Origin of the sequence: Acinetobacter sp. AS23 (assembly GCF_023612055.1) — a bacterium.
GTDB classification, from domain to species: Bacteria; Pseudomonadota; Gammaproteobacteria; order Pseudomonadales; family Moraxellaceae; genus Acinetobacter; species Acinetobacter oleivorans.
Genome location: NZ_CP082274.1, coordinates 184196 through 207974, shown reverse-complemented (window position 1 = coordinate 207974; position 23779 = coordinate 184196). Strand labels below are relative to the sequence as shown.

18 protein-coding genes are annotated in these 23779 nt (G+C 39.0%); 8 read left to right on the top strand and 10 right to left on the bottom strand.

The genetic code is table 11. The annotated features are described in order from the left end of the window. Positions 1-35: 35 nt before the first annotated feature. Positions 36-1745: a GGDEF domain-containing protein gene (locus K6I41_RS00920; RefSeq protein WP_151988738.1), complete on the bottom strand. Its 1710-nt coding sequence runs from the start codon at positions 1743-1745 to the stop codon at positions 36-38. Positions 1746-2749: 1004 nt separating this feature from the next. Here K6I41_RS00920 and omp33-36 point away from each other — a divergent pair. After that, the gene (omp33-36, locus tag K6I41_RS00915) at positions 2750-3655 is read left to right on the top strand and encodes a porin Omp33-36 (RefSeq protein ID WP_005300691.1); all 906 of its coding nucleotides are present in this window, start codon (positions 2750-2752) and stop codon (positions 3653-3655) included. 60 nt (positions 3656-3715) lie between these two features. Here the strand turns inward: omp33-36 and K6I41_RS00910 are convergent, their stop codons facing one another. The 4 genes from K6I41_RS00910 to K6I41_RS00895 all read right to left on the bottom strand — a co-directional run bounded on the left by K6I41_RS00910 (position 3716) and on the right by K6I41_RS00895 (position 8764). Further along, positions 3716-5683, bottom strand: coding sequence for a glycine betaine transporter (locus K6I41_RS00910; protein WP_250375039.1), 1968 nt, complete (start codon positions 5681-5683; stop codon positions 3716-3718). Positions 5684-5850: 167 nt separating this feature from the next. Further along, positions 5851-6543, bottom strand: a complete 693-nt coding sequence (locus K6I41_RS00905) for an ion channel (RefSeq protein ID WP_250375038.1) — start codon at positions 6541-6543, stop codon at positions 5851-5853. Between the two features lie 171 nt (positions 6544-6714). Next, positions 6715-8430, bottom strand: coding sequence for a cation acetate symporter (locus tag K6I41_RS00900; protein WP_004790007.1), 1716 nt, complete (start codon positions 8428-8430; stop codon positions 6715-6717). A gap of 1 nt (position 8431) precedes the next feature. Then, the gene (locus K6I41_RS00895; RefSeq protein ID WP_004790008.1) at positions 8432-8764 is read right to left on the bottom strand and encodes a DUF485 domain-containing protein; all 333 of its coding nucleotides are present in this window, start codon (positions 8762-8764) and stop codon (positions 8432-8434) included. A 181-nt stretch (positions 8765-8945) separates the two neighbouring features. Between K6I41_RS00895 and K6I41_RS00890 the strand changes: the two genes are divergently transcribed. Both K6I41_RS00890 and K6I41_RS00885 read left to right on the top strand, forming a co-directional pair. Beyond that, complete coding sequence (locus tag K6I41_RS00890) at positions 8946-12443, top strand: hybrid sensor histidine kinase/response regulator (RefSeq protein WP_013196613.1); 3498 nt, start codon at positions 8946-8948, stop codon at positions 12441-12443. Positions 12444-12832: 389 nt separating this feature from the next. Continuing rightward, positions 12833-13600 (top strand): hypothetical protein, encoded by a 768-nt coding sequence (locus tag K6I41_RS00885; RefSeq protein ID WP_250375037.1) that lies wholly within the window; start codon positions 12833-12835, stop codon positions 13598-13600. A 43-nt stretch (positions 13601-13643) separates the two neighbouring features. Here K6I41_RS00885 and K6I41_RS00880 read toward each other — a convergent pair whose 3' ends face one another. After that, positions 13644-14294, bottom strand: coding sequence for a response regulator (locus tag K6I41_RS00880; RefSeq protein WP_013196611.1), 651 nt, complete (start codon positions 14292-14294; stop codon positions 13644-13646). 376 nt (positions 14295-14670) lie between these two features. On the opposite strand from K6I41_RS00880, the gene msuE reads away from it, so the two are divergent. Together msuE and sfnG are read left to right on the top strand one after the other, a co-directional pair. Then, positions 14671-15411, top strand: coding sequence for an FMN reductase (gene msuE / locus K6I41_RS00875; RefSeq protein ID WP_005300671.1), 741 nt, complete (start codon positions 14671-14673; stop codon positions 15409-15411). A gap of 43 nt (positions 15412-15454) precedes the next feature. Beyond that, complete coding sequence (sfnG, locus tag K6I41_RS00870) at positions 15455-16567, top strand: dimethylsulfone monooxygenase SfnG (RefSeq protein ID WP_250375036.1); 1113 nt, start codon at positions 15455-15457, stop codon at positions 16565-16567. Between the two features lie 93 nt (positions 16568-16660). Here sfnG and K6I41_RS00865 read toward each other — a convergent pair whose 3' ends face one another. Then, positions 16661-17074, bottom strand: a complete 414-nt coding sequence (locus tag K6I41_RS00865; RefSeq protein ID WP_005066843.1) for an Lrp/AsnC family transcriptional regulator — start codon at positions 17072-17074, stop codon at positions 16661-16663. 105 nt (positions 17075-17179) lie between these two features. Here K6I41_RS00865 and K6I41_RS00860 point away from each other — a divergent pair, with 105 nt between their 5' ends. Beyond that, a complete protein-coding gene (locus K6I41_RS00860) occupies positions 17180-17722 on the top strand; it encodes a cysteine hydrolase family protein (protein WP_250375035.1) in 543 nt (180 codons plus the stop codon). A 41-nt stretch (positions 17723-17763) separates the two neighbouring features. On the opposite strand, the gene acs is transcribed toward K6I41_RS00860, so the two are convergent. After that, complete coding sequence (gene acs, locus K6I41_RS00855) at positions 17764-19713, bottom strand: acetate--CoA ligase (RefSeq protein ID WP_250375034.1); 1950 nt, start codon at positions 19711-19713, stop codon at positions 17764-17766. A 294-nt stretch (positions 19714-20007) separates the two neighbouring features. Between acs and K6I41_RS00850 the strand changes: the two genes are divergently transcribed. Then, positions 20008-20583, top strand: coding sequence for a DUF805 domain-containing protein (locus tag K6I41_RS00850; protein WP_013196608.1), 576 nt, complete (start codon positions 20008-20010; stop codon positions 20581-20583). Between the two features lie 113 nt (positions 20584-20696). Further along, entirely contained in the window at positions 20697-21677 is a 981-nt protein-coding gene (locus tag K6I41_RS00845; RefSeq protein ID WP_004790025.1) for a mechanosensitive ion channel family protein, read from the top strand. Here the strand turns inward: K6I41_RS00845 and K6I41_RS00840 are convergent. Together K6I41_RS00840 and K6I41_RS00835 are read right to left on the bottom strand one after the other, a co-directional pair. Beyond that, a complete protein-coding gene (locus tag K6I41_RS00840; protein WP_250375033.1) occupies positions 21657-22364 on the bottom strand; it encodes a 16S rRNA (uracil(1498)-N(3))-methyltransferase in 708 nt (235 codons plus the stop codon). The two genes, K6I41_RS00845 and K6I41_RS00840, sit on opposite strands and share 21 nt — an antisense overlap. Continuing rightward, positions 22361-23653 carry a 3-deoxy-D-manno-octulosonic acid transferase gene (locus K6I41_RS00835; protein ID WP_250375032.1) on the bottom strand — a complete coding sequence of 431 codons (1293 nt, stop codon included), beginning with the start codon at positions 23651-23653 and terminating at the stop codon, positions 22361-22363. Before K6I41_RS00835 ends, K6I41_RS00840 begins: the two co-directional genes overlap by 4 nt. Positions 23654-23779 lie beyond the last annotated feature (126 nt).

The window sequence follows — 23779 nt, the reverse complement described above, 5'->3', positions numbered from 1 at the left end:
TTGAATAAAAAAGCCGGAACTCATTTCCGGCTTTTTTACCCCTCAACTGCATTCCGACCTCGGGCCTTAGCTCTTAATAGTGAACGATCAGCTTTCTCTAAAAGCTCGATCCAACTCGCCGCGCCTATGGCAAAACCAATACTGACAGACACATGCAATTTTTCATCTGAACCAGATAAACAAATCTCTTCTAAAGAAATCGCAATCCGAATTTTCTCTGCTAAAAGACGAGCATCTACAAATTGCACTTGTTCTAATAATATTAAAAACTCATCTCCACCATAACGAACAATTAAATCCGAACTTCGAATATTTTGCTTTAATTGCTCGGCAATACTGACAATCACATGGTCGCCTACAATATGCCCATATTGGTCATTCACCTGTTTAAAACGATCAATATCTATAATCATTAAACAGGTTTGCATAAATTTTTGAGGGTAACTTTCAACAATTTTTAAATATTCAGATAAAGCTAGACGGTTGGACACACCAGTTAATGGATCTGTATTGGCAATATTCTTTAATTGGAATTCAAAAGCATCGCGCTGCTGCAACATACGCTGTAATCGATCAATCGCTTCAAACAGGGAAAGAAATTCACCTTTTGTTGTCATATTCATCTCATCTGTCCAATGATTAGAACTACGCGATAAATCTAAAATTAAAGTCCTTGCTTTTATTAAAGGAGAAAATACCCTTCTTTGTGCATAATTCAGCGTAAGTAACGCTGTGGCTAAAGAAATTAAAGATATTAATAAAGTTAAAAGAAAACCTTTTCGGGCACTTATATTTTCTTGAGTTGCAATTGCTACACTTTCATCAAGAATATAACTTTGTAAATCAACCACTGTAGTAAATTTACCTACGATTGCTTCTGTCAATTGGGTGCCATTTAAATCATATGGCTCCCCTTTTTGGCTTTCATCTAATAGGTTTTGTACAATCGGAATACCCTTATCTATAAATTCTGATTTCACTCGGGCATATAACCGACGGTATTCAGGAGTCTTTGCCTGTTCAGGCTGCAAGGTATCGACCAAAATCCATAAATATCTAGATTGATGCTGAGTTTGCAGAGAACGTGCGCGATTATTACTTGGAATTTCTTCATTAAAGCTCACAGGAGCAATAATATTAGACGCCATCCGTCCCGCCTGATCGCGCATATCGGTTAGAACTATAATGAGCGTAAAGTAATTAGAAATACGGCTATCTTTACTTTTTAGCTGCAACATCAGTTTTTGCAGTATTTCCCTGCAATGATCCCAGACTCCAAACATCCCTAAAATAGCGTTATCCATTTGAACGGAAGTTCTGGCTCCATAAGGAGTTTCACCATAATAATCAACGACACGTCGGGCTTGCCTAAGGTTTTCTTTGAAATTAGTTTGCAGCTCATTTGCTAATGAAACATAGCCTGCTTGTTTTAAGATAAGAATGCTTGTATCAATTTGCGCATCAACAATTAAACGAAACTTTTTTAATTCTTGCTGATTCTTTAATAAATCACTAGGACTGCTCGACATCATCTTATTGGCAGGAGCACGCTCCTTAGAAATTTTATAGGCAATATCAGCTACTGCTCTTAAACTTTTTATTTCGGCTAAGGCTTGTCTAGTTTTTATATAATCCTGATAGCTTCCCACAATAAGCGGTACAGCCATGAATAATAAGGACAAAATAATAACCAGCATAAAAAAGAACAGTCGATTACTAATATGCTCTGAACGTAATCCTGACATTTCTAGCTGGTACTCCGTAAATGTCCTGCCATTTTTAATACGATATAAATTAGGCTTAAATCCATCCTAGCATTTTAATAACTAGAATTTCATCAATAAAACCTTCATTTCTCTTTTAATAATTATACGGCTTCTAGATTTTAGTAAGCTTAAATAAATAGTATCGAAAAATTAAATGATTTTTATAAAAAAACTCTATTTTACAGATTAAAAATTTTTAGCAATGATAATAAACATATCTAGTTATCCTCTTGGATGCGCTTCTCCCAGCATCCACTGCCCAGCTTTAAGCTGGGTTCTTTTTGTTCTATTATTTTCCAATAAAGTTCATATAAATTTTCTTATAATTTTAAGATTTTCTTATAGATAAAAAAAAGCTCAACCTTGGGGAAAGCTGAGCTCGTAAAGTCTGATGTGATACACACATCGTATCTGGGAAAGCACTTTAAATCCTAAAAACGTTAGGCAGTGAACTTTGCGATTGAATTATGTGACTTATCTCTACTTTTGTAAAGTCGATTAAATTAATCAGAATTAAAAATTTAATCGATTTTTCAACTTAAAATAGAGATTTCTTTTATTTTATTCACTTATATAATAATTAAAAATAGTTAAATTTTTTAGTTAAACTAATCTAAATATTGTTAACTACTCCTCAAAATAGTATGAATACGATAATAAATTGGTGATTTTTTATTCAGCATATAAGCAACTCTACAATTTACTTAATGTTAAAACCGATCGTATTAATCATTTTTTCCAATCGTAATTGTAATAACTTTTAAACATTTATTTCTAAATTCGTTATGAAATATAATTATTAGCCTCTTGTAAATGTTCATTTTTTTATCAGGTTGACAATTTACTTTTCATTTGATTAGTTTTTCACCAATTTTAACATAAGTGTCAAATATCTTTAACATTCCTTTTTTTCATTGTTGACTTCATAAATTGTTACAATACAATGACCCCAGCTTTATCTCTTGTTATTGCTGGAAATGATTATGAAAAAACTTGGTTTAGCCACTGCTGTATTATTAGCCATGACCGGTGCTCATGCTTATCAATTTGAAGTTCAAGGTCAATCTGAATATGTTGACACAACTGCAAACGATAAAAACTTCACTGGTGACGTTGCTGGTACATACTATTTAAAAAATGTTGATACCACTAAAGGTCCTTTAGCTGAAGCAGCTTTCTTGAACCAAGCTTCTAACGTATCTGTAGGTTACAGCTACCAACAGTATGACCAAGGCAACGTAAACTACCACGTTGGTACTTACGGTGTTAAAGGTGAGGCTTATGTTCCTACTCCTTACCTTCCTGTATATGCTAGCGCAACTTACAACCACACTGATGTTGATGGTAAAAACAACTTCTCTAAAGATGACAACGGTGACCGTTATGCATTAGAAGTTGGTGCTATGTTGTTACCTAACTTCTTGATGACTGTTGGTTATACAAGTGTTGCTAACCAATTCGCTTTAGACAACTTTGGCATCATCAGCAACGGTATCTACTCTGCTGTAAACCAAACTGCTGCGATTCAAGACGACCAAGATGCTGTTACAGCACGTGCTAAATATGTAGGTCCAATCGATGGAACTAACATGGCAATTGGTTTTGAAGCTGCTGGTGCTTTCGGTCAAGAAAACCAATACGGTTTGAAAACTGACCTTTACTTAACTCCTAAGTTAAGTGTTGGCGCATCTTTCATTGGTAACGATGGCGTAGCTGACATCAAAGGTAATGACCTTGGTGAATTCCGTCAAGCTTGGGGTGGTAACGTAAACTACTTCATTACTCCAGCTTTAGCAGTTGGTGCATCGTACATGAAAGCTGACGTTAAAAATGCGTCTACTAGCTACGATACACAAACTATCGGCTTAAATACTAAATTCCGTTTCTAATTTAATTTAGAAATCGAATTAAAAAAGGACTCAATTGAGTCCTTTTTTTATACCTAAAGATTAGCTTCGCACAATATTTAAGAAATACAGATGACGTTCATATTGATCAATAATGTCTTGAATTAAATCTTCTTGCGTCCAATCCATTACATCATAGTTCTGACCACCCTCTCTTAAGAAAACTTCTGCTTGGAAATATTGTCCGTCTTCGGCTTCAGTACGTCCAATTAAAAAACTTGGTGGTACTGTTTCACGTGGAACAACTTTATAAATAAAATTAATTTCATTGTGATGGTCTACTCGAAGTTGCATACCATCTTCAAGTTGGCTAATTGAAACCTCAAGATGACGGCGTCTAAATTCATGTTGAATATTTTCAAATGCGCCAGCCACTTGCTTCTCAATGTATTCACGCACTTCTTCTTCATTATGAGGATAGTGCATGATTAACCCTAGACGCTGTTGCCAACTCCTTGGATTATGAATTGCACGTGGTGTAATGCGTGCTTCCTGAATGGCTGTCATTTTTGTGACATCAAGATGTAAGGCCTTTATTAACCCCCAACTCATTAAGAGCATGACGACAGTAAAAGGTAACGCACTCATAATGATGGAAGCCTGAAGTGCAGCCAAGCCACCGACTAGCAATAAAATAATTGCGAGCACAGCCATGAGTACCGTCCAGAACAGACGCTGCCAAGTTGGTGAATTTTCAGATTTAGCAGTTAAATAGTCAGTGACTAATGCCCCTGAGTCAGCAGATGTCACAAAAAATAAAACCACCAAAATAGTTGCCAAGACATTCATCACGCCAGACCACGGTAAGTGACCTAAGAATTCAAATAATGCAACTGACGAATCTTGCTGAACAGCCTGAATTAATGTTGTTTGGTGTTCATGGATAATGCTAAATAAGGCGGCATTACCTAAGAAACCCATCCAGATAATGGTAAAGCCTGTTGGAATGAGTAAAACCCCAACAATAAATTCTCGAATGGTACGACCACGAGAAACTCTGGCAATAAACATTCCCACAAATGGCGACCAAGAAATCCACCAAGCCCAGTACAAAATTGTCCAACCACCAATCCAGCCATTCGGCTGATAGGCATATAAGTTGAATGTCATAGTAAATAGGTTAGAGATATATTGCCCAGTGTTTTGAATCGTCGTTTGAAGTAAATAAATACTTGGACCAGCAATAAAAACAAATACCAATAATATTAAAGCTAAAACTAAGTTTAACTCCGACAAACGTTTTACACCCTTATCAAGACCTAGAAACACAGATAAGGAAGCTAACATACTCACGAAAATAATGAGTAACACTTGAATATTGGTGCTTTGCTCTATTCCAAATAAATAATGCAAACCAGAATTGATTTGTGTAACACCAAAGCCAAGAGAGGTCGCTACACCAAATACCGTACCAATGGTCGCGAATATATCGATGCTATCGCCCCATGGCCCATAAATTCTCTTACCAATAAGTGGATAGAGTGCTGAACGGGTCTTTAAGGGTAAATTATGCCGATAAGCAAAATAAGCCAAAGCTAACCCAACTACAGCATAGATTGCCCAAGCATGTAGTCCCCAATGGAAAAAGGTAACTCTTAATGCTTGCTGTGCTGCATCAATCGTTTGAGCCTCACCACTTGGTGGATTAACATAGTGCATGACAGGTTCGGCAACGCCGAAGAACATCAACCCAATCCCCATCCCTGCGGTAAACAGCATGGCGAACCAAGACCCATTGTTATAATCAGGCTGACTATGATCTGGTCCTAATTTAATGCGTCCAATCGAAGAGCAGGCAATGTAAATCAATAAGATGAGAAAGAAAGCAACAGATAAAACATAGAACCAACTAAATGAATCAGTGATCCACTGTTTTAATTGCTGTGTTAGAAGCTCAAAAGAACTCGGGGCGATCACAACCACTGCTAAAAACAAAGCAATAATAATGACCGTACCCAAAAATACGTTAGGATTAACGTTTGCGAACCAACCGGACTGTTTGGAAGGCATAAATCCTCCATGTTATTTTAATGACGAGTGACAGGCTTAAATGCCAATAAGATATTCACAGAATGAACAAAGCTAGGGCTTTCAATAGAGAAAGTCGATAACACTCTAAATAAACTTAAAGAATATTGCAGTTACAAAGGTGTAAATAAATTAAAACACCTCCTCCATTATTTATCTGAATTTTTTTTAGGGAGGTGGGTAATATATTGTAAAGCAATTAGACGGGTGACGATTAAAGCTAAATACATGACCCCACAAAACATTTGCAGCATGGCTAAAACGCGCGCTGGTGGGGTGATTGGCATGAGGTCGGATAAGCCTGTAGCCGACTGCAAGCTAAAGTTGAGAAAGAGTAGATCCAGCCAAGTTTGGAAAGCATGGGGGTTATTTGGATTTTGAAAGCTGTAAGGGAAAATAAGCTGGCAAATGTTATATAAAAATGCAAAACCCCATGCAATCAGTGTAAAGACTGCTGCTGCCGCAAATAGTTCATCTCTTGTTAAATATCGGTCAGCAAACATATAACGAAATAAACCATAAGCTGCCGAAAAATAGGCCAGAGCTTCACAGCTATGGGCAAATAGTTGAATATATAAATTGCTATATCCCAACACAATCAGTACTGATGACAGAATTGCACCGCTCACAAATGTTAAGCCCAAAAAAGTAAACATCGGGGTCTGGCGAATAACTTTGGCAATCAATAATAAAGCAAGGACGCCTAATGACCAGGTTAAAGTCCGGTAAGGCAAACTATCAAATGTCAGCATGGCTAAAATCAATAAAATAAACTGAACCAGTAACAGCCATGCAGAAGGCAGTAAGCGAAAACTTGCCCAAAACTCAATAATAGATCGCATTATTATTTTCCTTGTTTCATTATGCTTTTTTGAGATTTAACAAATAATACTGTACACAAAATCAGGCAAACAAGTTGTTCTTTATTAATATCTAAACTCTGGATTGGAAATAAAATAAGTATAAAAAAAGCCCCGTAGGGCTTTTTAAAGAATGAGCTAACAATATTCGTCTTAGTGATCCGATGCACCAGATGCGCCAATACCTGTCATTGAACGAACATATTGAGCATCGAAAGCAGCACGCTCTTTTTTAGCACGTGCAGAGTTGTCAGTTACCGAGAAGAACCAACAGCAAAGGAATGACAATGGCATAGCGAATAACGCTGGACCATTGAACGGGTTGATTGGTGTATCAGAGATTTTTAAAGTATCTACCCAAACTGCTTTAGAAAGAACAATAAGTACTACTGCTGTTACAAGGCCAACAACACCACCAATAACCGCTCCACGAGTCGTTAAGCCTTTCCAGAACATTGAAAGAACAAGAATCGGGAAGTTTGCACAACACGCTACAGAGAACGCCAAACCAACCATGAATGCTACGTTTTGCTTCTCAAACAAGATACCCAAAACCATTGCGAAGATTGCTAAGCCCAATGTCGCAATTTTTGACATACGAAGTTCAGAAGCAGGTGTCGTTTGACCTTTCTTGAATACGTTAGCGTATAAGTCATGAGAGATTGCAGATGCACCTGAAAGTGTTAAACCAGCAACAACAGCAAGAATCGTTGCGAACGCTACTGCTGAAATGAAGCCCATGAATAAGTCACCGCCTAAAGCGTCACTTAAATGCACGGCTGCCATATTGTTACCACCAACAAGCTCAAGTTTGCCTGTTACTGCCATTTTTGCAACATCAAGGAATTGCGGATTGTTTGATACGAAAAGGATCGCACCGAAACCAATAATGAAAGTTAAAAGATAGAAGTAACCAATGAAACCTGTTGCAACTACAACCGATTTACGCGCTTCTTTCGCATCTTTTACAGTAAAGAAACGCATAAGAATGTGTGGAAGACCTGCTGTACCAAACATCAACGCCAAACCTAGAGACAAGGCATCAATTGGATTTGCGGCAAGTTTACCCGGCCCCATAATTTTTGAAGCATCGGCCAAACTGATGTCGTGTACTTTACTGAAAACTTCAATTGATTGGCTAAACATGTTGCTGAAGCTGAAACCAACTGCTTTCATCACCATGAATGCCATGAAGGTTGCACCACTGAGTAACATAACCGCTTTAATGATCTGTACCCATGTTGTTGCCAACATGCCACCAAAGATTACGTATGCCATCATCAATAGACCAACGATGACAACAGCAATGTTGTAGTTCAAACCAAATAGTAATTTGATGAGCTGACCCGCACCTACCATTTGAGCAATCAAATAGAATGCCACCACAACAAGTGAACTGACTGCAGCTAAAGTACGTACTGGTTTCTCTTCAAGACGGAATGAAACCACATCTGAAAGGTTATATTTACCTAGGTTACGCAAACGTTCTGCAACCAAGAATAAAACGATTGGCCAACCTACCATGAACCCAAGCGAGTAAAGTAAGCCATCAAAGCCTGAACTAAACACAAGTGCAGAAATACCAAGGAAAGATGCAGCAGACATGTAGTCACCCGCAATTGCCAATCCGTTTTGGAAACCGCTGATTCCACCACCTGCTGTATAGAAATCTTGTGTCGATTGGGTTTGCTTCGCAGCCCACTTCGTAATAAACAAAGTGAAACCAACAAAAATGACAAACATAATAATAGCATGCCAGTTGGTTGCTTGTTGTTCAGCTTCACCCAGATCTGGACTTGCCATAGCCACTGTTGAATATAGCGATGCTGCTGCCAATAAGGCTTTCGCTTTTAATGAATTCCATTTCATATTAGTGTAGTCCTTTCTCATGCGTGATGGCTTCAACTTCCTTCAACGCTTCTTCACTCAACTGGTCAAGGGTACTATTCGCGATAAAAGAATACACACCACACAATAGGAAAGATAAAACGATAATTCCTAAACCTAGTGGGATTCCCCATGTCGTTACACCGCCACTAAATGAACTCATCAAAAATTCTTTGTTGTAGCCAACAAGCAGCATAAAACCCACATAAAGAACTAACATGATGATTGTGAGCGTCCAACTTAATGTACTTTTTTTCTTGACCATCTTTTGAAACTTTGGATTGCGTAGAATCTGTTCTACTTGGTTCTGATCCATAACCAAACTCCTTGCCCTGTGCCCAGCCTTGGCCACTTTTTAATAGTAGTTTCTCAGGATTAAAGTTAGCAAAATTACGTGTAATTCGTAACTTAGACTTTGGTCGTTAAAATTTAATCAATTTATAGCTTTGTTTCTGCTTGGGGTATGATAGGCACAAGGTTTTAATCATGTGAGTCATATGAACAGCTGGCTGATTATTGGGGTACTCACCCTTTATATAGCACTCTTATTTATTTGTGCTTTTTTTGGTGAAAAGCATGCCAGCCGTCTGAGTACACGTGGCCGCATGTTCTTGTTCAGCTTAACACTGGGTGTTTACTGTTCATCATGGACATTTTACGGCGCGACTGGAGCAGCTGTTCGAGAAGGCGTCATTTTCTTGCCTATTTACTTAGGCCCTCTCTTATTTGTCTGGTTTGGCTATGACATTTGGCGACGTTTAGGTCGGGTACGCCAGCACCACGCAATTTCCTCAATTGCTGACTTTGTTGCGGCGCGTTATGGGAAAAGTGGGGTGTTGGCATCACTGGTCACCATTTTGGCTGTAATCGCAATTATTCCCTATCTAGCCTTACAGTTACGTGCGATTGCCTTAAGTACTTCTGTCATTATGGAACAGAATGCTCATATCCACACAACCACCAATAGTGTTTTGCTTTTAACCAGTGTACTGGCTATTTTGGCCATGATTTTTGGTACAAGGCAAATTGCCAATACCGAGCAGCATGGCGGCCTCATGTTAGCTGTGGCATTTGAATCTTTTGTAAAATTATTCGCGCTGATTTGCGTTGCTTTATTTTTTATTTTTGAAACACCAGCGAACCTTGTACAAGTCACATCAGATGTAAATCAAACCTTTCAAGAAGTTCAGTTGTTTGGTGTGCCTGAAACTTTCTGGATTCAGACATTATTGGCAGGTTTAGCAATTATCTGCTTACCTCGCCAGTTTCATGTCGCGGTTGTCGAATTACGAGATGAAAAACATATTCGCGGTGCACGCAAATGGTTTGCGGTTTATCTGATTTTAACGATTTTAGCCATTATTCCGATTGCAAGCTGGGCATTACATGCTGCACCGAAGTTCTTAACTGTACCTGATGTTGCAGTACTCTCATTACCCCTGAGTTATAACCAAGAATGGTTAGCTTTACTGGCCTTTTTAGGTGGGTTCTCTGCATCAACAGGCATGTTGCTGGTTTCATCTGTTGCCCTATCTATCATGCTCAGTAACGACTTGATTATGCCTGCACTCTGGCGTTTTAAGTTGCTATCACGTCACGATAAACATTTACCTAAAGTTCTTAAATTCAGCCGTCGTATTAGTATTGTCGCGGTGATGCTACTTGGCTTTTTATTCTTCCATTTCTTTAATGATATTAACCAGCTTTCAGTATTTGGTTTATTGGCGTTTAGTGCCGTTGCCCAGTTTGCACCTGCGCTTATTGGAGGCTTGTATTGGCGAGGTGGAAGCCGCCAAGGTGTCTATGCTGGCCTCATTATTGGATTTTTGATGTGGAGTTACACATTACTATTTCCAACGATTTTACGTAGTTTGCCAGAGGCCTATCAGGAAACTGCCCAAAGTATTTTGCTTTTTGGCCCTTTTGGAATTAACGCCTTAAGACCAGAGTCACTTTTTGGTTTTGAATCATTTGCACCTTTAACCCACGGCGTTATTTGGTCGCTTGGTTTAAATATTGTTTTATATATTTGGATTTCTAAACTTTACCGTCCAAGTGTGGCAGAACAAATTCAGGCAGAAAGCTTTTTCTACTACGAAACCAAACCCCTGCCATCACCGCATACATCTACCGATTTAACTTATTTACCTCACGATGCAGCACGTTTAAAAGTAGGTGACCTATTCGCTCTTGCTAAAAGAATTACGGGTGAGCAACCAACAACACAAGCATTCGAGAACTTTTGTGAGCAAAATCATCTCACGCTCAACCCCAATAGTATCGCCAATGGCATGTGGTGGCGTTTTACCGAACAATATCTAGCTGGCATTATCGGCGCAGCCTCTGCCCGTACTTTGCTCACTACAGCAATGATCAATAATGGCCTCGCGTTAGGTCAAGTCGCTAATATTTTAGACCAAGCCTCACAATGGCAACGTTTCAATCAAAACTTGCTCATGACCATGATTGACCACATGACTCAAGGGGTAAGTGTGGTTGATAAAAATATGTGTTTGGTGGCTTGGAATAACCAATATTTAAAACTATTTGGCTACCCGAAAGACTTAGTTTATGTGGGTTGTCCAATTGCCGATTTGATTCGTTATAACGCTGAACGCGGCGAATGCGGCCCTGGTTCAGTCGAAGAACATGTTCGTAAACGCTTACACTGGATGAAAGTCGGAAGTGCACATGAATTTGAACGAATCCGTAAAGACGGACGCGTTATTCAAATGCGTGGTAATCCTATTTCAGGTGGAGGCTTTGTTACAACATTCGCCGACATTACCGCTTTCCGTGCAAATGAGGCAATACTTGAAGCGCGCGTAAAAGACCGAACCCAACAACTTGCTGGTGCTTTAACCGAACAGCAGCTCGCACGCGAACAAGCCGATATGGCGAATATGTCAAAAAGCCGATTTATTGCAGCGGCAAGTCATGACTTATTACAACCCATGCATGCGGCTCGTCTCTTTAGTACCGTTCTTGAACAAAGCATCGCAACTGAAGAAGACCGTCAAACTTTGCAACAGCTTGACCGTGCTCTATATGGTGCAGAAAGCATGCTCTCTGCCCTACTCGATATTGCCCGTTTAGAAGGCGGTAGCATACAGCCAAAAAGACAACCTTACCCGTTACATGATTTACTCAGTGATCTTGAACTTCAGTTTAAATCAATTGCTGCTCAGCGAAATATTTCACTCAAAGTTCACGATGTATCGTTCTGGATTGACACAGATCCACAATGGATACGACGTATTATTCAAAACTTTGTGAGTAATGCTTTGCGCTATACCGCCAAAGGCCGAGTAATTGTCGGTGTATTACGTTCGGCTCAAAAACCTGACCATATTCGTATTGGTGTTTGGGATACAGGCCCCGGTATTGCCGAAGAACAACGTATTAAACTGTTTCAAGAGTTCGAACGCTGTGGGCATTTATCACCGTGGGGTGAGCAAGGCCTAGGCTTGGGTCTCGCAATTGTGCAGCGTATGACAGGTTTGTTGAATTATCCTGTTCATGTCTACTCTCAACTCAATAAAGGCTCCTGCTTTATGATTGAGGTTCCAGTCGTAGAAGCGCCAAAAGTAATAACTCCAACCGTACAGGCAGTGCCTTTAAAAACTAAAGCCTACCGGATTTTATGTTTAGACAATGATGAAACTATTTTAGAAGGAATGAGTAGCTTATTAGGTCGATGGGGTTATGAGGTTTTTAAAGCCACTGAACCAGAACAAGCACTTGAGATTATTCAAAAAGAGAATATTCAGGTCTGGCTTATCGATCAGCATTTAAATAACAACCAACTCGGTGTCGATTTTATTATGCAAAATCGACAGCATGACGTTCCGGTTGCTTTAATTACAGCGGACTCGCATCCAGAATTACCTCAACAATTGAAAGAACTGAATATCGTTTTACTCAAAAAACCGCTTAAACCAGCCTCTCTAAGAGCATGGCTATCGGGACTTAAAATTGCCAGCGCGGCAGATTAAACATTTTCCTCTCCCAAGCTTTTTATAAGTTTGGGAGAGATTTTTTGGCAAAAGTTATAGGTTTAATTTAAGCCAATAGGCAGAACTGCTCAAAAAGTCTACTTTTGTTGATTAAATAATTGGCTAAACTTTCCAACAGCCCTTTTTCTATGGCAAAGCCCATCTTTTTTGTAAGTGAACACTTGTATACTTAGTTACAATTTAATAAATATTTGTTTTTAAAAAATATTATCTAACTAGAACCACCATATACGACTTTAGTCGTATTCTACTTGCATTCTTGATGACACATAACTATTCCAAACGCATTTGATAAATGTATAACCATTTTTTAACCGATTTCTATATTAAGCACCCCTGCTCACGAATTAATGCAAAGGACAATTGCCATGAACATTTCTGATAATAGCCCACAAAACCAACTCTCATCTCAACAGTTTTATCGTCAATACAGTGCCAATGCTTTACTTCCTGAACTAGATTGGCAAAGTATTTTTCCCAACAGCAAACTCAATGAAGCCCATATCAAAGCGTTAAATACGATTTATCAAAGTGCAGTCCCACTCGCACTTAATGTATTTCATGATCTAAATTTTGATGTATTCGCACCTGCGGCTTATCATCCTCAAGGATTAGGCTTATTTGATAAATTGGCACAACAAGAAGAAAACTTCTTAAAAGTGCTTAGCGCTGAAAGTGAAAATCTTGATCACGATACACGTCATCAAATTTGGAGCATGTTACTTCGCGGTGGAGCTGTACTTGTTTTCAAAGCTTGGCTTGGTCATGTCAAACTTGGAGAAAATCAGCTAGATATGACTCAGTTTGATGAGCTTTCTGACTTACTCTTTATTAAAACTCATCCAGATCAACTTGCTGAACGACTACATGTCGATGAAAAAGCAAAACTCGACCATATCTTCTTAATGTATGGCAATGATATTTTCCTTGATCGCTTCAATAGCCTAGAAACAGCTGCACTTTTTGTAGATTTAGGCGTTTATGATGCAGCGTTTTTAAGCTTGCGTGATGACCGCGTAGCTGAATATTTAAAAGTGAAAGGTTATGTGACTCAAGATCAAATTGATGATTTGCAATGTGCACTCAATCCTTTGTACTGCGACAGCCTAACACCAAAGCAAGATTGTCTTGCTTAAGTGGCACACATAAAAAAGACCTCAATTGAGGTCTTTTTTATTTTTAGATTTTTTTATCTTCAATATTTAATGCGCTAATGGCCAATACGGCTTGTGTACGGTTTTGCACACCTAATTTTCTAAAGATAGCTGTCACATGCGCTTTAATCGTTGCTTCCGAAACATCGAGTTCATAAGCAATCTGTTTATTTAGCAAACCTTCCGCAACCATCATCAAAACACGGAATTGCTGTGGTGTTAAAGATTGAATACGTTCAGCTAAAGCAGTTTCATCTGCCGCTCTCGGATCAAGATTAAGGTTAGGTGGCAAATTAGGTGGTAACCAGATTTCACCCTCTAAAACTTGACGAATCGCTTCACCAATATGACTTGGATGAGCAGATTTAGGAATATAACCCATCGCGCCATGTGCAATCGCACGCTGAATAATTGAAGTTTCTTCATGTGCAGAAACCACAATAATTGGAATAGCTGGATACTGTGCTCGTACATAGACTAGAGCAGAAAAGCCTGAAGCACCTGGTAAATTTAAATCGAGTAATACTAGATCAGGTTCTGCCCCATTTTCCAAACGCTCATAAAACTCATCAACCGAAGCTGTTTCATGAATTTGTGCCTGTGGCAGGCTATAACGTACTGCTTGAATTAAAGCATGACGAAACAAAGGATGATCATCAACGATTAAAATATTCATAAGCGATTAAAGTAATCTTGAGCATAAGTATGGCCTATTGTAACCCTACTATTTAGATGAAAGATACGTTCATCTTATCCATTTTTATGCAAAATGATGATAAATGCAGAACTTAGCTAAAATATTCAGATGTTTTTTAACATTTAATCAAAATTAATCTGTTTTTTATATAAGCTTACTTTTTATTATAAAAAATATATCACCAATAATTATATAAAATAAAAACAGCAACTTAATAGATAAATAAAGTATAAAAATCCACTATTTATCTTTTATATTTAAAACTGATAAGGTTGACCAATTTCGTTATTTTACAGTTCGCCGTCGTTGTTGATTAATAAGTCCAATCTCTTGTTTTAGGCTTAGGAACCAAATTATGACTGGTATCACATCACCAAAACCTTTGAATATTGTTGCTGTTTCTGGTGGCTTAAATACCCCATCTAAAACGGAAAGTCTGGTTCAAGCCATTCTTGATGAGTTATCCGAAGCAACCGATATTAAAGTTCATTTTATTAAATTAAGCGAAATTGGGCCTTTATTAGGCGGTGCATTTTATCGCAACCAACTTCCACAGCGCGTGCAAGATGATCTTGCAGCGGTTGAAGCAGCTGATGCTTTAATTGTAGGTACACCAGTTTACCGTGCATCTTTTACGGGTCTTTTCAAACATTTCTTCGATTTTGTTGAACAAACTGCATTGGTCGATGTGCCTGTACTTTTAGCAGCATCAGGCGGTAGTGATCGTCATGCACTGGTACTTGAACATCAACTTCGTCCATTGTTCAGCTTCTTCCAAGCACAAACTTTACCAATCGGCGTATATGCAACTGACCGTGACTTTACTCCTGAATATACGGTGAAAAGCGAGCAATTATCAGATCGTATTACGTTAGCAGTAGCTCGTGCATTGCCAATTTTAGAATGGGCACCAGCGAAAGGTGAACGTGCTGAAGTAGTCAAATCTAAGACTCAGCAAGCAAATCAAGAGCTTGGTATTAACAAGCAAATTGAGCAAGAAGAAGTATTACCTTCAGCGGCTGTGCCTGATCTTGATGCGGCAGAGTCTCGCTTGCATCACAAGTCTGGCAAATCATTAACAACGCATGTTGCCTAAGTGCAATATCGCTAAATAAAAATACGAATTGGGGGAGCAAACCATGACGCAATTACAACAACCTATTAAATTTGCTTATTGGGTACCAAATGTAAGCGGTGGCCTTGTAGTAAGTAACATCGAACAGCGTACAGACTGGAGTTATGACTACAATGTTCGACTTGCACAGGCTGCCGAAAAAAATGGTTTTGAATATGCGCTCACTCAAATTCGTTTTACGGCGGGGTACGGAGCAGAAAACCAGCATGAATCAGTAAGTTTCAGTCATGCCTTACTGGCAAAAACTGAAAAACTTAAGGTGATTGCAGCTATTCTGCCCGGCCCCTGGAAACCGGCACTCGCAGCTAAGCAACTTGCAACAATCGATTATCTAACCGAAGGCCGTATTGCCATTAATGTGGTGAGTGGTTGGTTTAGAGGAGAGTTTGATGCGATTGGTGAAGAGTGGCCAGAGCATGATCAACGCTACGTCCGTTCTGAAGAATTTATTCGTACGTTAAAAGGAATCTGGACCACCGATAAATATAGTTTCGATGGTAAATACTATCAATTCCAAAACTACACACTTAAACCAAAACCTCTGCAAAAGCCTCATATTGAAGTGTTTCAAGGCGGCAGCTCACGTGCTGCACGTGACATGGCTTCACGTGTATCTGATTGGTATTTCACCAACGGTAATACCGTAGAGGAAATTCAAAAACAAGTCGAAGACATTCGCACTAAAGCTAAAGCCAATAACCATCAGGTTAAAATTGGTGTTAATGCGTTCATTATTGCTAGAGATACCGAAGAAGAAGCAAAAGCGGTACTTCAAGAAATTATTGATAAAGCCAACACTGAAGCGGTAAATGTGTTTGGCGATGCAACACGTGAAGCAGGTGCAGCTTCTCCAGAGCAACAAGGTAACTGGGCAAAATCAAGTTTTGAAGATTTAGTGCAATATAACGATGGCTTTAAAACCAATTTAATTGGTACACCGCAGCAAATTGCAGAGCGTATTGTCGCACTTAAAAATGTAGGTGTTGATTTGATTCTTTCTGGATTCTTACATTTCATTGAAGAAGTAGAATATTTTGGGGAAAAAGTTCTACCACTCGTTCGCCAATTAGAACTTCAACAAGAAAAGGAGATAGAAATTCAAGCGAAATCAGCCTAAAAAACTTCATTTAAAGCAGCGCAAGACAATAAAAACAATAAATTAAAAATAAAGACTTATTGGCTCCAAGACTCGGCTTGGAGCCTTTATTTTTTAAGATTTTTCGACTTCTCGAATCACTGTTTCAACCGAGTAACGGCACCATTTTGAAAGTTTCTCGATAAATTCATTTAATGCTGCGGGTTCAAAATGACTCACAATCATATAGCAAGCATTGCCCATAACTTTAAAGCATTCATCTATTTGTTCATATTGCTTAACCAAATTTTCAATTTCTTCAAATGCGCGTTGTTCATTTAAATGCAAATGAATAAATTGTTTATGCGAATATTGCACGGCAATCGTGTAATTTTTGATGACACCAGCATCCATTAACTGAGCAATTCGAGCACCCACTGCCTGCCCTGTTCGATGCACACGTTGCCCAATTTCTTTATTGGTTAATCGAGAATCCTGTTTAAGCAATGCAATAATTTTTAGATCAATCGGGTCTAATTCAATATTCATTTTTCATGGCGAAAGAAATCTGGCGGTAATGCTTTCATCTGACTATAGCCGATTTTACTGGCAGAGAATAATCTTGTTTTATCTCATATCAACAAGAGTGATCTCATGAAACAAGCACTATTAATTATCGATGTACAAAATGATTATTTTAAAAATGGCAAAATGGAATTGGTTGAGCCAGAGCAAGCGCTGAAAAAAATAAAACAACTCGAACAATATTTTAACGAGAAAAACTTGCCAATCATTTATGTGCAACATATTAACCCACCACAAGCGAGTTTCTTCCAAGAAAATACAGATGGAGTTTTACTTCACCCTGAACTCAGTGCTGGCAGTGATTCATTAATCGTAACGAAGCATTATCCAAACAGTTTTTTAGAAACCAATTTAGATGAACTTTTAAAAACACATCAAATTGAGCAACTCGTGATTACAGGTATGATGACTCACATGTGTATTGATTCAGGCACACGTGCAGCCAAAGAACTGGGTTATCAACCAATCTTGATTGCAGATGCAACGGCAACTCGTGATTTAAGTTATGCTGGAAAGACTGTAAAAGCTGAAGACGTAGAAACTGCTTTTTTAACTGCGCTGAGTACATTCGCGAATGTACAAAATACTACTGATTTTTTAGCAAACTCTTAATAAAGCTTAATAAAAAAGCCCCAAATGGGGCTTTTTTAAAATTAGTTTTGCTTATCGGGATAAACCGTTGCAATTAACTGATCTACTACAGCAGGTTCAGCCAAAGTTGAAGTGTCACCTAAACTATCAAGCTCATTTGCTGCAATCTTTCTTAAAATACGGCGCATGATTTTACCCGATCGGGTTTTAGGTAATGCTGGTGCCCAATGTAGTGCATCAGGTGAAGCCACAGGCCCAAGCACTTTACGCACCCAATTAATTAACTCTTTACGCAGTTCTTCCGACTCTGGAACACCCGCTTGTAGAGTCACAAAAGTACAAATACCTTGTCCTTTAATATCATGCGGCATACCCACCACCGCAGCTTCTGCCACGGCTTCATGTGAAACCAGAGCACTTTCAATTTCAGCCGTACCTAAACGATGACCTGAAACATTCAAGACATCATCAACTCGACCTGTAATCCAGTAATAGCCATCTTCATCACGACGAGCACCATCACCTGTAAAATAGGTATTTTTAAAGGTTGAGAAATACGCCTCGATAAAGCGATCAGGATCGCCCCAAATGGTACGCATTTGACCCGGCCATGAATCTTTAATGACTAGGTTACCTTCAGCCGCACCTTCCAGCTCATTGCCTTCACCATCTACAATGGCAGGTTGAATACCAAATAACGGACGTGTTGCAGAACCCGGTTTTAAAGCTGTTGCTCCCGGCAATGGAGCAATCAAAATACCGCCTGTTTCGGTTTGCCACCATGTATCAACAATCGGGCAGCGACCTTCACCAACAACGTTGTAGTACCAATTCCAAGCTTCAGGGTTAATAGGCTCACCGACCGAACCAAGTAAACGCAGGCTGCTACGGTTACTTTCACGTACAAACGAATCCCCTTCTCGCATCATGGCGCGAATCGCGGTTGGGGCCGTATATAAAATAGAGACTTTGTGCTTATCGACCACATGACCAAGACGTGCCCATGTTGGATATTGAGGAACCCCCTCAAACATTAAGGTCGTAGTTCCATTTGCAAGTGGGCCATAAATCAAATAACTATGCCCTGTAATCCAGCCTACATCTGCCGTACACCAGTACACATCATCTTGTTTTAAATCAAAGACCTCTTTAAAGGTACTTGTTACATAGACTAAATAGCCACCTGTGGTATGTAAGACACCTTTCGGTTTACCTGTCGAGCCCGAGGTATAGAGAATAAATAATGGGTCTTCTGCCTTCATCGGTTCTGGAGGACAGTTTGCATCAACCTCCATAATAATGAGGTGATACCACAAATCACGCCCCGGCTTCATTTCAATCGGGTTCGCATTACGATAAACCACAACTACATTTTCAACACACTCTGTACCCGGCAATTCTAGAGCCGAATCGACATTTTCTTTGAGTGGTAATAGTTTTCCGGCACGTAGACTTGAGTCTGCGGTAATCACCAGTTTAGCTTGGCTATCTTCAATACGACTTGCTAAAGAGTCTGGCGAGAAGCCACCAAACACCACGCAGTGAACAGCACCAATACGTGCACAGGCTAACATCGCAATTGCAGCCTCAGTGACCATCGGCATATACAGTACAACGCGGTCGCCTTTACCAATACCATATTTCTTTAAAACGTTGGCAAAGCGGCAGACTTCGTCGTGTAATTCTTTATAAGAAACGATTTTATGACGAGAAGGATGGTCACCTTCCCAAATAATTGCAGGTTTATGAGGGTGTTCTTTAAGATGCCTGTCGAGGCAGTTTGCTGATACGTTCAACTCACCATCGGCAAACCATTCAATCTTGAAATTGTCTTTGTCAAAACTCGTATTTTTAACTTGGGTAAATGGCTTTATCCAATCGACAATTTTAGCTTGCTCTGCCCAGAATTCATCTGGGTTCTCGATAGAGTGTTGATAACGTTTAAAGTAGTCTGCTTCAACAGTACGAGCTGTTTTTTTAAATTCCTCTGGTACTGGATAGATCTCATTCATACGCAACTTCCTTGATCTTGTGCATCCCATCTCGAGACTGTGGCTATTATTTTACTGGATCTTATTTGCATGCCTTTGCAGTATGATGACTCTTTCAAAGTCTAAACAATGCGACTTTGGTCATATATTGATCACTTACTCAAGCACACGAAATTGTGAACATTTTTATAAAATTAAGTTGATTTAAAACATTTGTCTATAGCTTTTACTTTTATAATTTTTGCAAGATTTGATGGTTTTGATCATCAACAAAGATTATTTTGTCTCTCATACGCAACACAGGAATAAAATAATATGTTTGCCCAAACAAGCTCCTCACGCCCACCACAACTCCCTTTTAAAGATAGTCCGTTTTCAATTCATGGACGTTTTAATCGTATGAGCTATTTAGGTGGTTATGGACTGATTTATTTAGTCACCCTCTTGGGCTATTTCATTTTGGCTTCATTTCTTGGAAGTTTTCAGCTTTCAAGCAATTTATTTAATTTTGAATTTTATAGCTCTCTTTCTGGAGCCAGTGCCTTGGTAGTCTGGGCTTTTTCGCTGTTCCTGATTTATTTAAATATTGTTCTCGTTGTTCGACGTTTGCACGATCTAAATAAGAGTGGCTGGATGGGATTGCTATTGTTCATTCCAGTTGTTCAGTTCTTTTTTATGATTTATCTACTGCTTGCCTCAGGTACAGCAGGTCCAAACGAATACGGTCCTGTTCGACCAGCAACGTTTATAGAAAAACTGATGGCTTGGCTTATTTTAGTCGCTATTTTAGTTAGCCTTATTTCAACAGCAGGAATTTTTTATTATTTCTCAGGGACTGATACCTTAGAAACACCGACACAAATCTTACAAAAAGGAACGGAATACTTTTAATTAAAAAACACTTTATTATTTAGATGAACTCATTATAGTAGGCGCACATTTTATCTCCTACTATGATGAAAGCCGAAAATCGCTTTCATAAATTTTTTTAATTGAGACTTGCCGTGGCTGATGAACAAAAATCCTTAACGGATGTCGCAAAAAATACAGGCGAACTTTTGCAAGAAGCGGGCACTAAAACCACTCAAACGGTTTTAGCCCACACTGAAAAGTATCATGATGCCTATACCACTATAGACAAAATCGTGGATAGCTTCTGGGAACGTGTGCCTTATATATGTATTGCGATTATCGTTTTTATTATTTTTTGGCTACTGACCAAATTATTTAAGTTCTTTGTTCGTAAAACCTTAGAAAACCGTTCTTACACGCGCCAAAACCTCGTTTTGGTCTTAAACCGTGTAGGCAGTACAACAATTTTATTCTTTGGTTTCTTAATTGCTCTCGTCATTATGATTCCAGGGTTTACACCAGGGCAACTCATGAGTGCTCTCGGAATTGGTTCTGTCGCTATTGGTTTTGCATTTAAAGATATCTTTCAAAACTTATTATCAGGCATCTTAATCTTATTAAGCGAACCATTCCGCATTGGCGATTCCATTGTTGTAAATTCGCTTGAAGGAACGGTTGAAGATATCCAAATTCGTGCAACATTCTTACGCTCGCCAGATGGCCGTCGCATTGTTATTCCAAACGCAACTGTTTATACAAGTGCTTTAACTGTAAATACTGCTTATCAACAACGACGCTGTGAGTTTGTAGTCGGAATTGGATATGACGACGATGAACAAAAAGCTAAGCAGATTATTTTAGATATTCTTAATAATGACCGAAATGTACTTAGTCAGCCAGCCTTCTCGGTTAACGTTACAGCGTTAGCAGATTTCTCGGTTAACCTGACTGTACGCTGGTGGGTTGATACGACTGAAACTGATATTTCGTCGTCTACGAGCACCATTCAAGCTCAGGTCAAGCAAGCTTTTAATGCGAACGGAATTAATATTCCTTACCCAATTCAAGAATTAAAGATGGCAGCAAATCAGCCACTTTTAAACCCTGAAGCATCAACTAAAGAGACGACCTAAAATATAAGAAATAGACGTTTCAGTTCTTAAAATACGGTTGCCTAAGCTCACAGCTTGGCAGCCGTTTTTTTTGAGCAAATCAACTTCATAGGGAATAAAGCCACCTTCGGGACCCACGACTACACTACAAGCATGTGGAATATTAACTGGCATGCTCTGCTCGGCATAAGGATGAGCCACATAGACGGGTGTTTCTTTGGAGATCAAGCTTGGCAGAACGTCTTCAACAAAAGGTTTAAAGCGTTTGTACATGTGAATTTCAGGAACAATCGTGTCACCTGCTTGCTCAAGCCCTAAAGTCACATAGTTATCGAGTTGTTGCAAAAAAGGAGTTTGCCAATAGCTTTTATCTACCCGATAACTATGAATCAAACTAATTCTTTCAACACCTAAAGTCACACTATCCATAATTAAACGGCGTAAAACTTTGGGTCTTGGTAAAGCCACAATTAAATGAACCGGAAGTTTTGTAGGGACAGCTTCTTCACTAATAGGTCGTATACAAACTTCTTGCTCGTTAATCGACATAATTTCAGTGGTATAACGTGCGCCATTACGAACACCAACTTTTAGATTTTGGCCAACCGTAATATCAAGATGTTCACGTAAATGTTGTAATTGACGCTTTGAGTGAATTAACCACGTGTCTGACTGAATATCTTCAGGCTCTAGTAAAACGATATTCATGGTTTTTCGGCCAAATACCGGTTAATTACGCCAATATGTTTTTGCAATGAACCTTGGTTACGTTGTAAGACTTTATGTGCTTGTTCTACTACTTGTTGGGCCTGATCAGGTTCAGCTAAACATGCTATCCAGATTGCCACAACTTGCTCAGCGTCTTGGGCAATGAGCACACCATTTTCATCAATAAACTCATCGACAATGGTTTGGAAATTAAAGTAACGAGGTCCAATGACGGTCGGTACATTCAAAACCATAGGCTCTAAAATATTATGTCCACCACCCGGCTCATTTAAAGAGCCACCAACAAAACACACCTGACTTAAGGCGTACCATAACCAAAGCTCTCCCATACTATCGGCTAGATAAACCTGTGTACTCGTATGAATACTTTGATTCAAGCTTCTACGGTGAGTAATTAAATCTAGGTTTTGGCAAATTTCAAAGACTTCGTTGAAACGTTCAGGATGTCGAGGTACAACAATACAAACTAAATCTGGATCTGACTTTAAATAAGGCTGAAGTGCCTGCAAAATTTGTTGTTCTTCGGGTGCATGTGTACTGGCAATTGTCAGGACTTTACGTTGCCCCAAATACCATAATTGGTGTAGCTTTGCAGCCTGATTTAAAAATGCTTCAGGGGCGTGAATATCAAATTTAATATTTCCAACCACCTGACTTTTTTGTTGATCTAAGCCAAGCTCGACATAGCGTTGGCGAGTAGCATTATCTTGTGCCAACACCCAGTCAATTTGTCTCAGCATTCCTGCTGTTAGACCTGAGACTCGGCTATAACCTTTAGCTGATTTTTCTGATAACCGCGCATTTAACAATAAACATGAAACATGCTGCTGTTTGGCTTGATCGATTAAATTTGGCCAAAGCTCTGTTTCAACCAATGCTAAAAGTTTTGGCTGATACAACTCAAAAAATTGTTTTAAAAGATGCTTCTGATCAACAGGCAAATAAACTGCTTGAAACAAGTCTAAATAAGGGGCTTTTAAAAATAACGATTTGGCACGTGCCTGCCCCGTTTTAGTCGTATTGGTTACTAAAACAGGTTGTCCGAGTTTAAGATAATGCTCGATTAAAGGCTGCGCAGCATTGGTTTCTCCAACCGAAACAGCATGGAACCAGATTGCTCTCACATTCTTCGGAGATTCAAACGGCCCAAATCTTTCCAGACATTCCTGATTATATAATTCCTGGCTTTCTGCACGTTTTTTTATCCGCCAGCGGTAAAAGGGTTTTAATAAATGAAGTGCGGTGTTGTACCAAAAAGGGGTCGCCAAGCGGTTTGCCTCAAATAGTCAAAATTTAAAAACTGGGGAAAATATAACATAGATAGAAAAAATGGCAGAGTTTCGATACCTAAACTCTACCATTACAAGAAAAGCGATTTACTGAGCTCATAAATG

Excerpts from the sequence above, each read along its gene's own strand:
- K6I41_RS00920 (WP_151988738.1), bottom strand. The coding sequence starts at position 1,745 with ATGTCAGGATTACGTTCAGAGCATATTAGTAATCGACTGTTCTTTTTT.
- omp33-36 (WP_005300691.1), top strand. The coding sequence starts at position 2,750 with ATGAAAAAACTTGGTTTAGCCACTGCTGTATTATTAGCCATGACCGGT.
- K6I41_RS00910 (WP_250375039.1), bottom strand. The coding sequence starts at position 5,683 with ATGCCTTCCAAACAGTCCGGTTGGTTCGCAAACGTTAATCCTAACGTA.
- K6I41_RS00905 (WP_250375038.1), bottom strand. The coding sequence starts at position 6,543 with ATGCGATCTATTATTGAGTTTTGGGCAAGTTTTCGCTTACTGCCTTCT.
- K6I41_RS00900 (WP_004790007.1), bottom strand. The coding sequence starts at position 8,430 with ATGAAATGGAATTCATTAAAAGCGAAAGCCTTATTGGCAGCAGCATCG.
- K6I41_RS00895 (WP_004790008.1), bottom strand. The coding sequence starts at position 8,764 with ATGGATCAGAACCAAGTAGAACAGATTCTACGCAATCCAAAGTTTCAA.
- K6I41_RS00890 (WP_013196613.1), top strand. The coding sequence starts at position 8,946 with ATGAACAGCTGGCTGATTATTGGGGTACTCACCCTTTATATAGCACTC.
- K6I41_RS00885 (WP_250375037.1), top strand. The coding sequence starts at position 12,833 with ATGAACATTTCTGATAATAGCCCACAAAACCAACTCTCATCTCAACAG.
- K6I41_RS00880 (WP_013196611.1), bottom strand. The coding sequence starts at position 14,294 with ATGAATATTTTAATCGTTGATGATCATCCTTTGTTTCGTCATGCTTTA.
- msuE (WP_005300671.1), top strand. The coding sequence starts at position 14,671 with ATGACTGGTATCACATCACCAAAACCTTTGAATATTGTTGCTGTTTCT.
- sfnG (WP_250375036.1), top strand. The coding sequence starts at position 15,455 with ATGACGCAATTACAACAACCTATTAAATTTGCTTATTGGGTACCAAAT.
- K6I41_RS00865 (WP_005066843.1), bottom strand. The coding sequence starts at position 17,074 with ATGAATATTGAATTAGACCCGATTGATCTAAAAATTATTGCATTGCTT.
- K6I41_RS00860 (WP_250375035.1), top strand. The coding sequence starts at position 17,180 with ATGAAACAAGCACTATTAATTATCGATGTACAAAATGATTATTTTAAA.
- acs (WP_250375034.1), bottom strand. The coding sequence starts at position 19,713 with ATGAATGAGATCTATCCAGTACCAGAGGAATTTAAAAAAACAGCTCGT.
- K6I41_RS00850 (WP_013196608.1), top strand. The coding sequence starts at position 20,008 with ATGTTTGCCCAAACAAGCTCCTCACGCCCACCACAACTCCCTTTTAAA.
- K6I41_RS00840 (WP_250375033.1), bottom strand. The coding sequence starts at position 22,364 with ATGAATATCGTTTTACTAGAGCCTGAAGATATTCAGTCAGACACGTGG.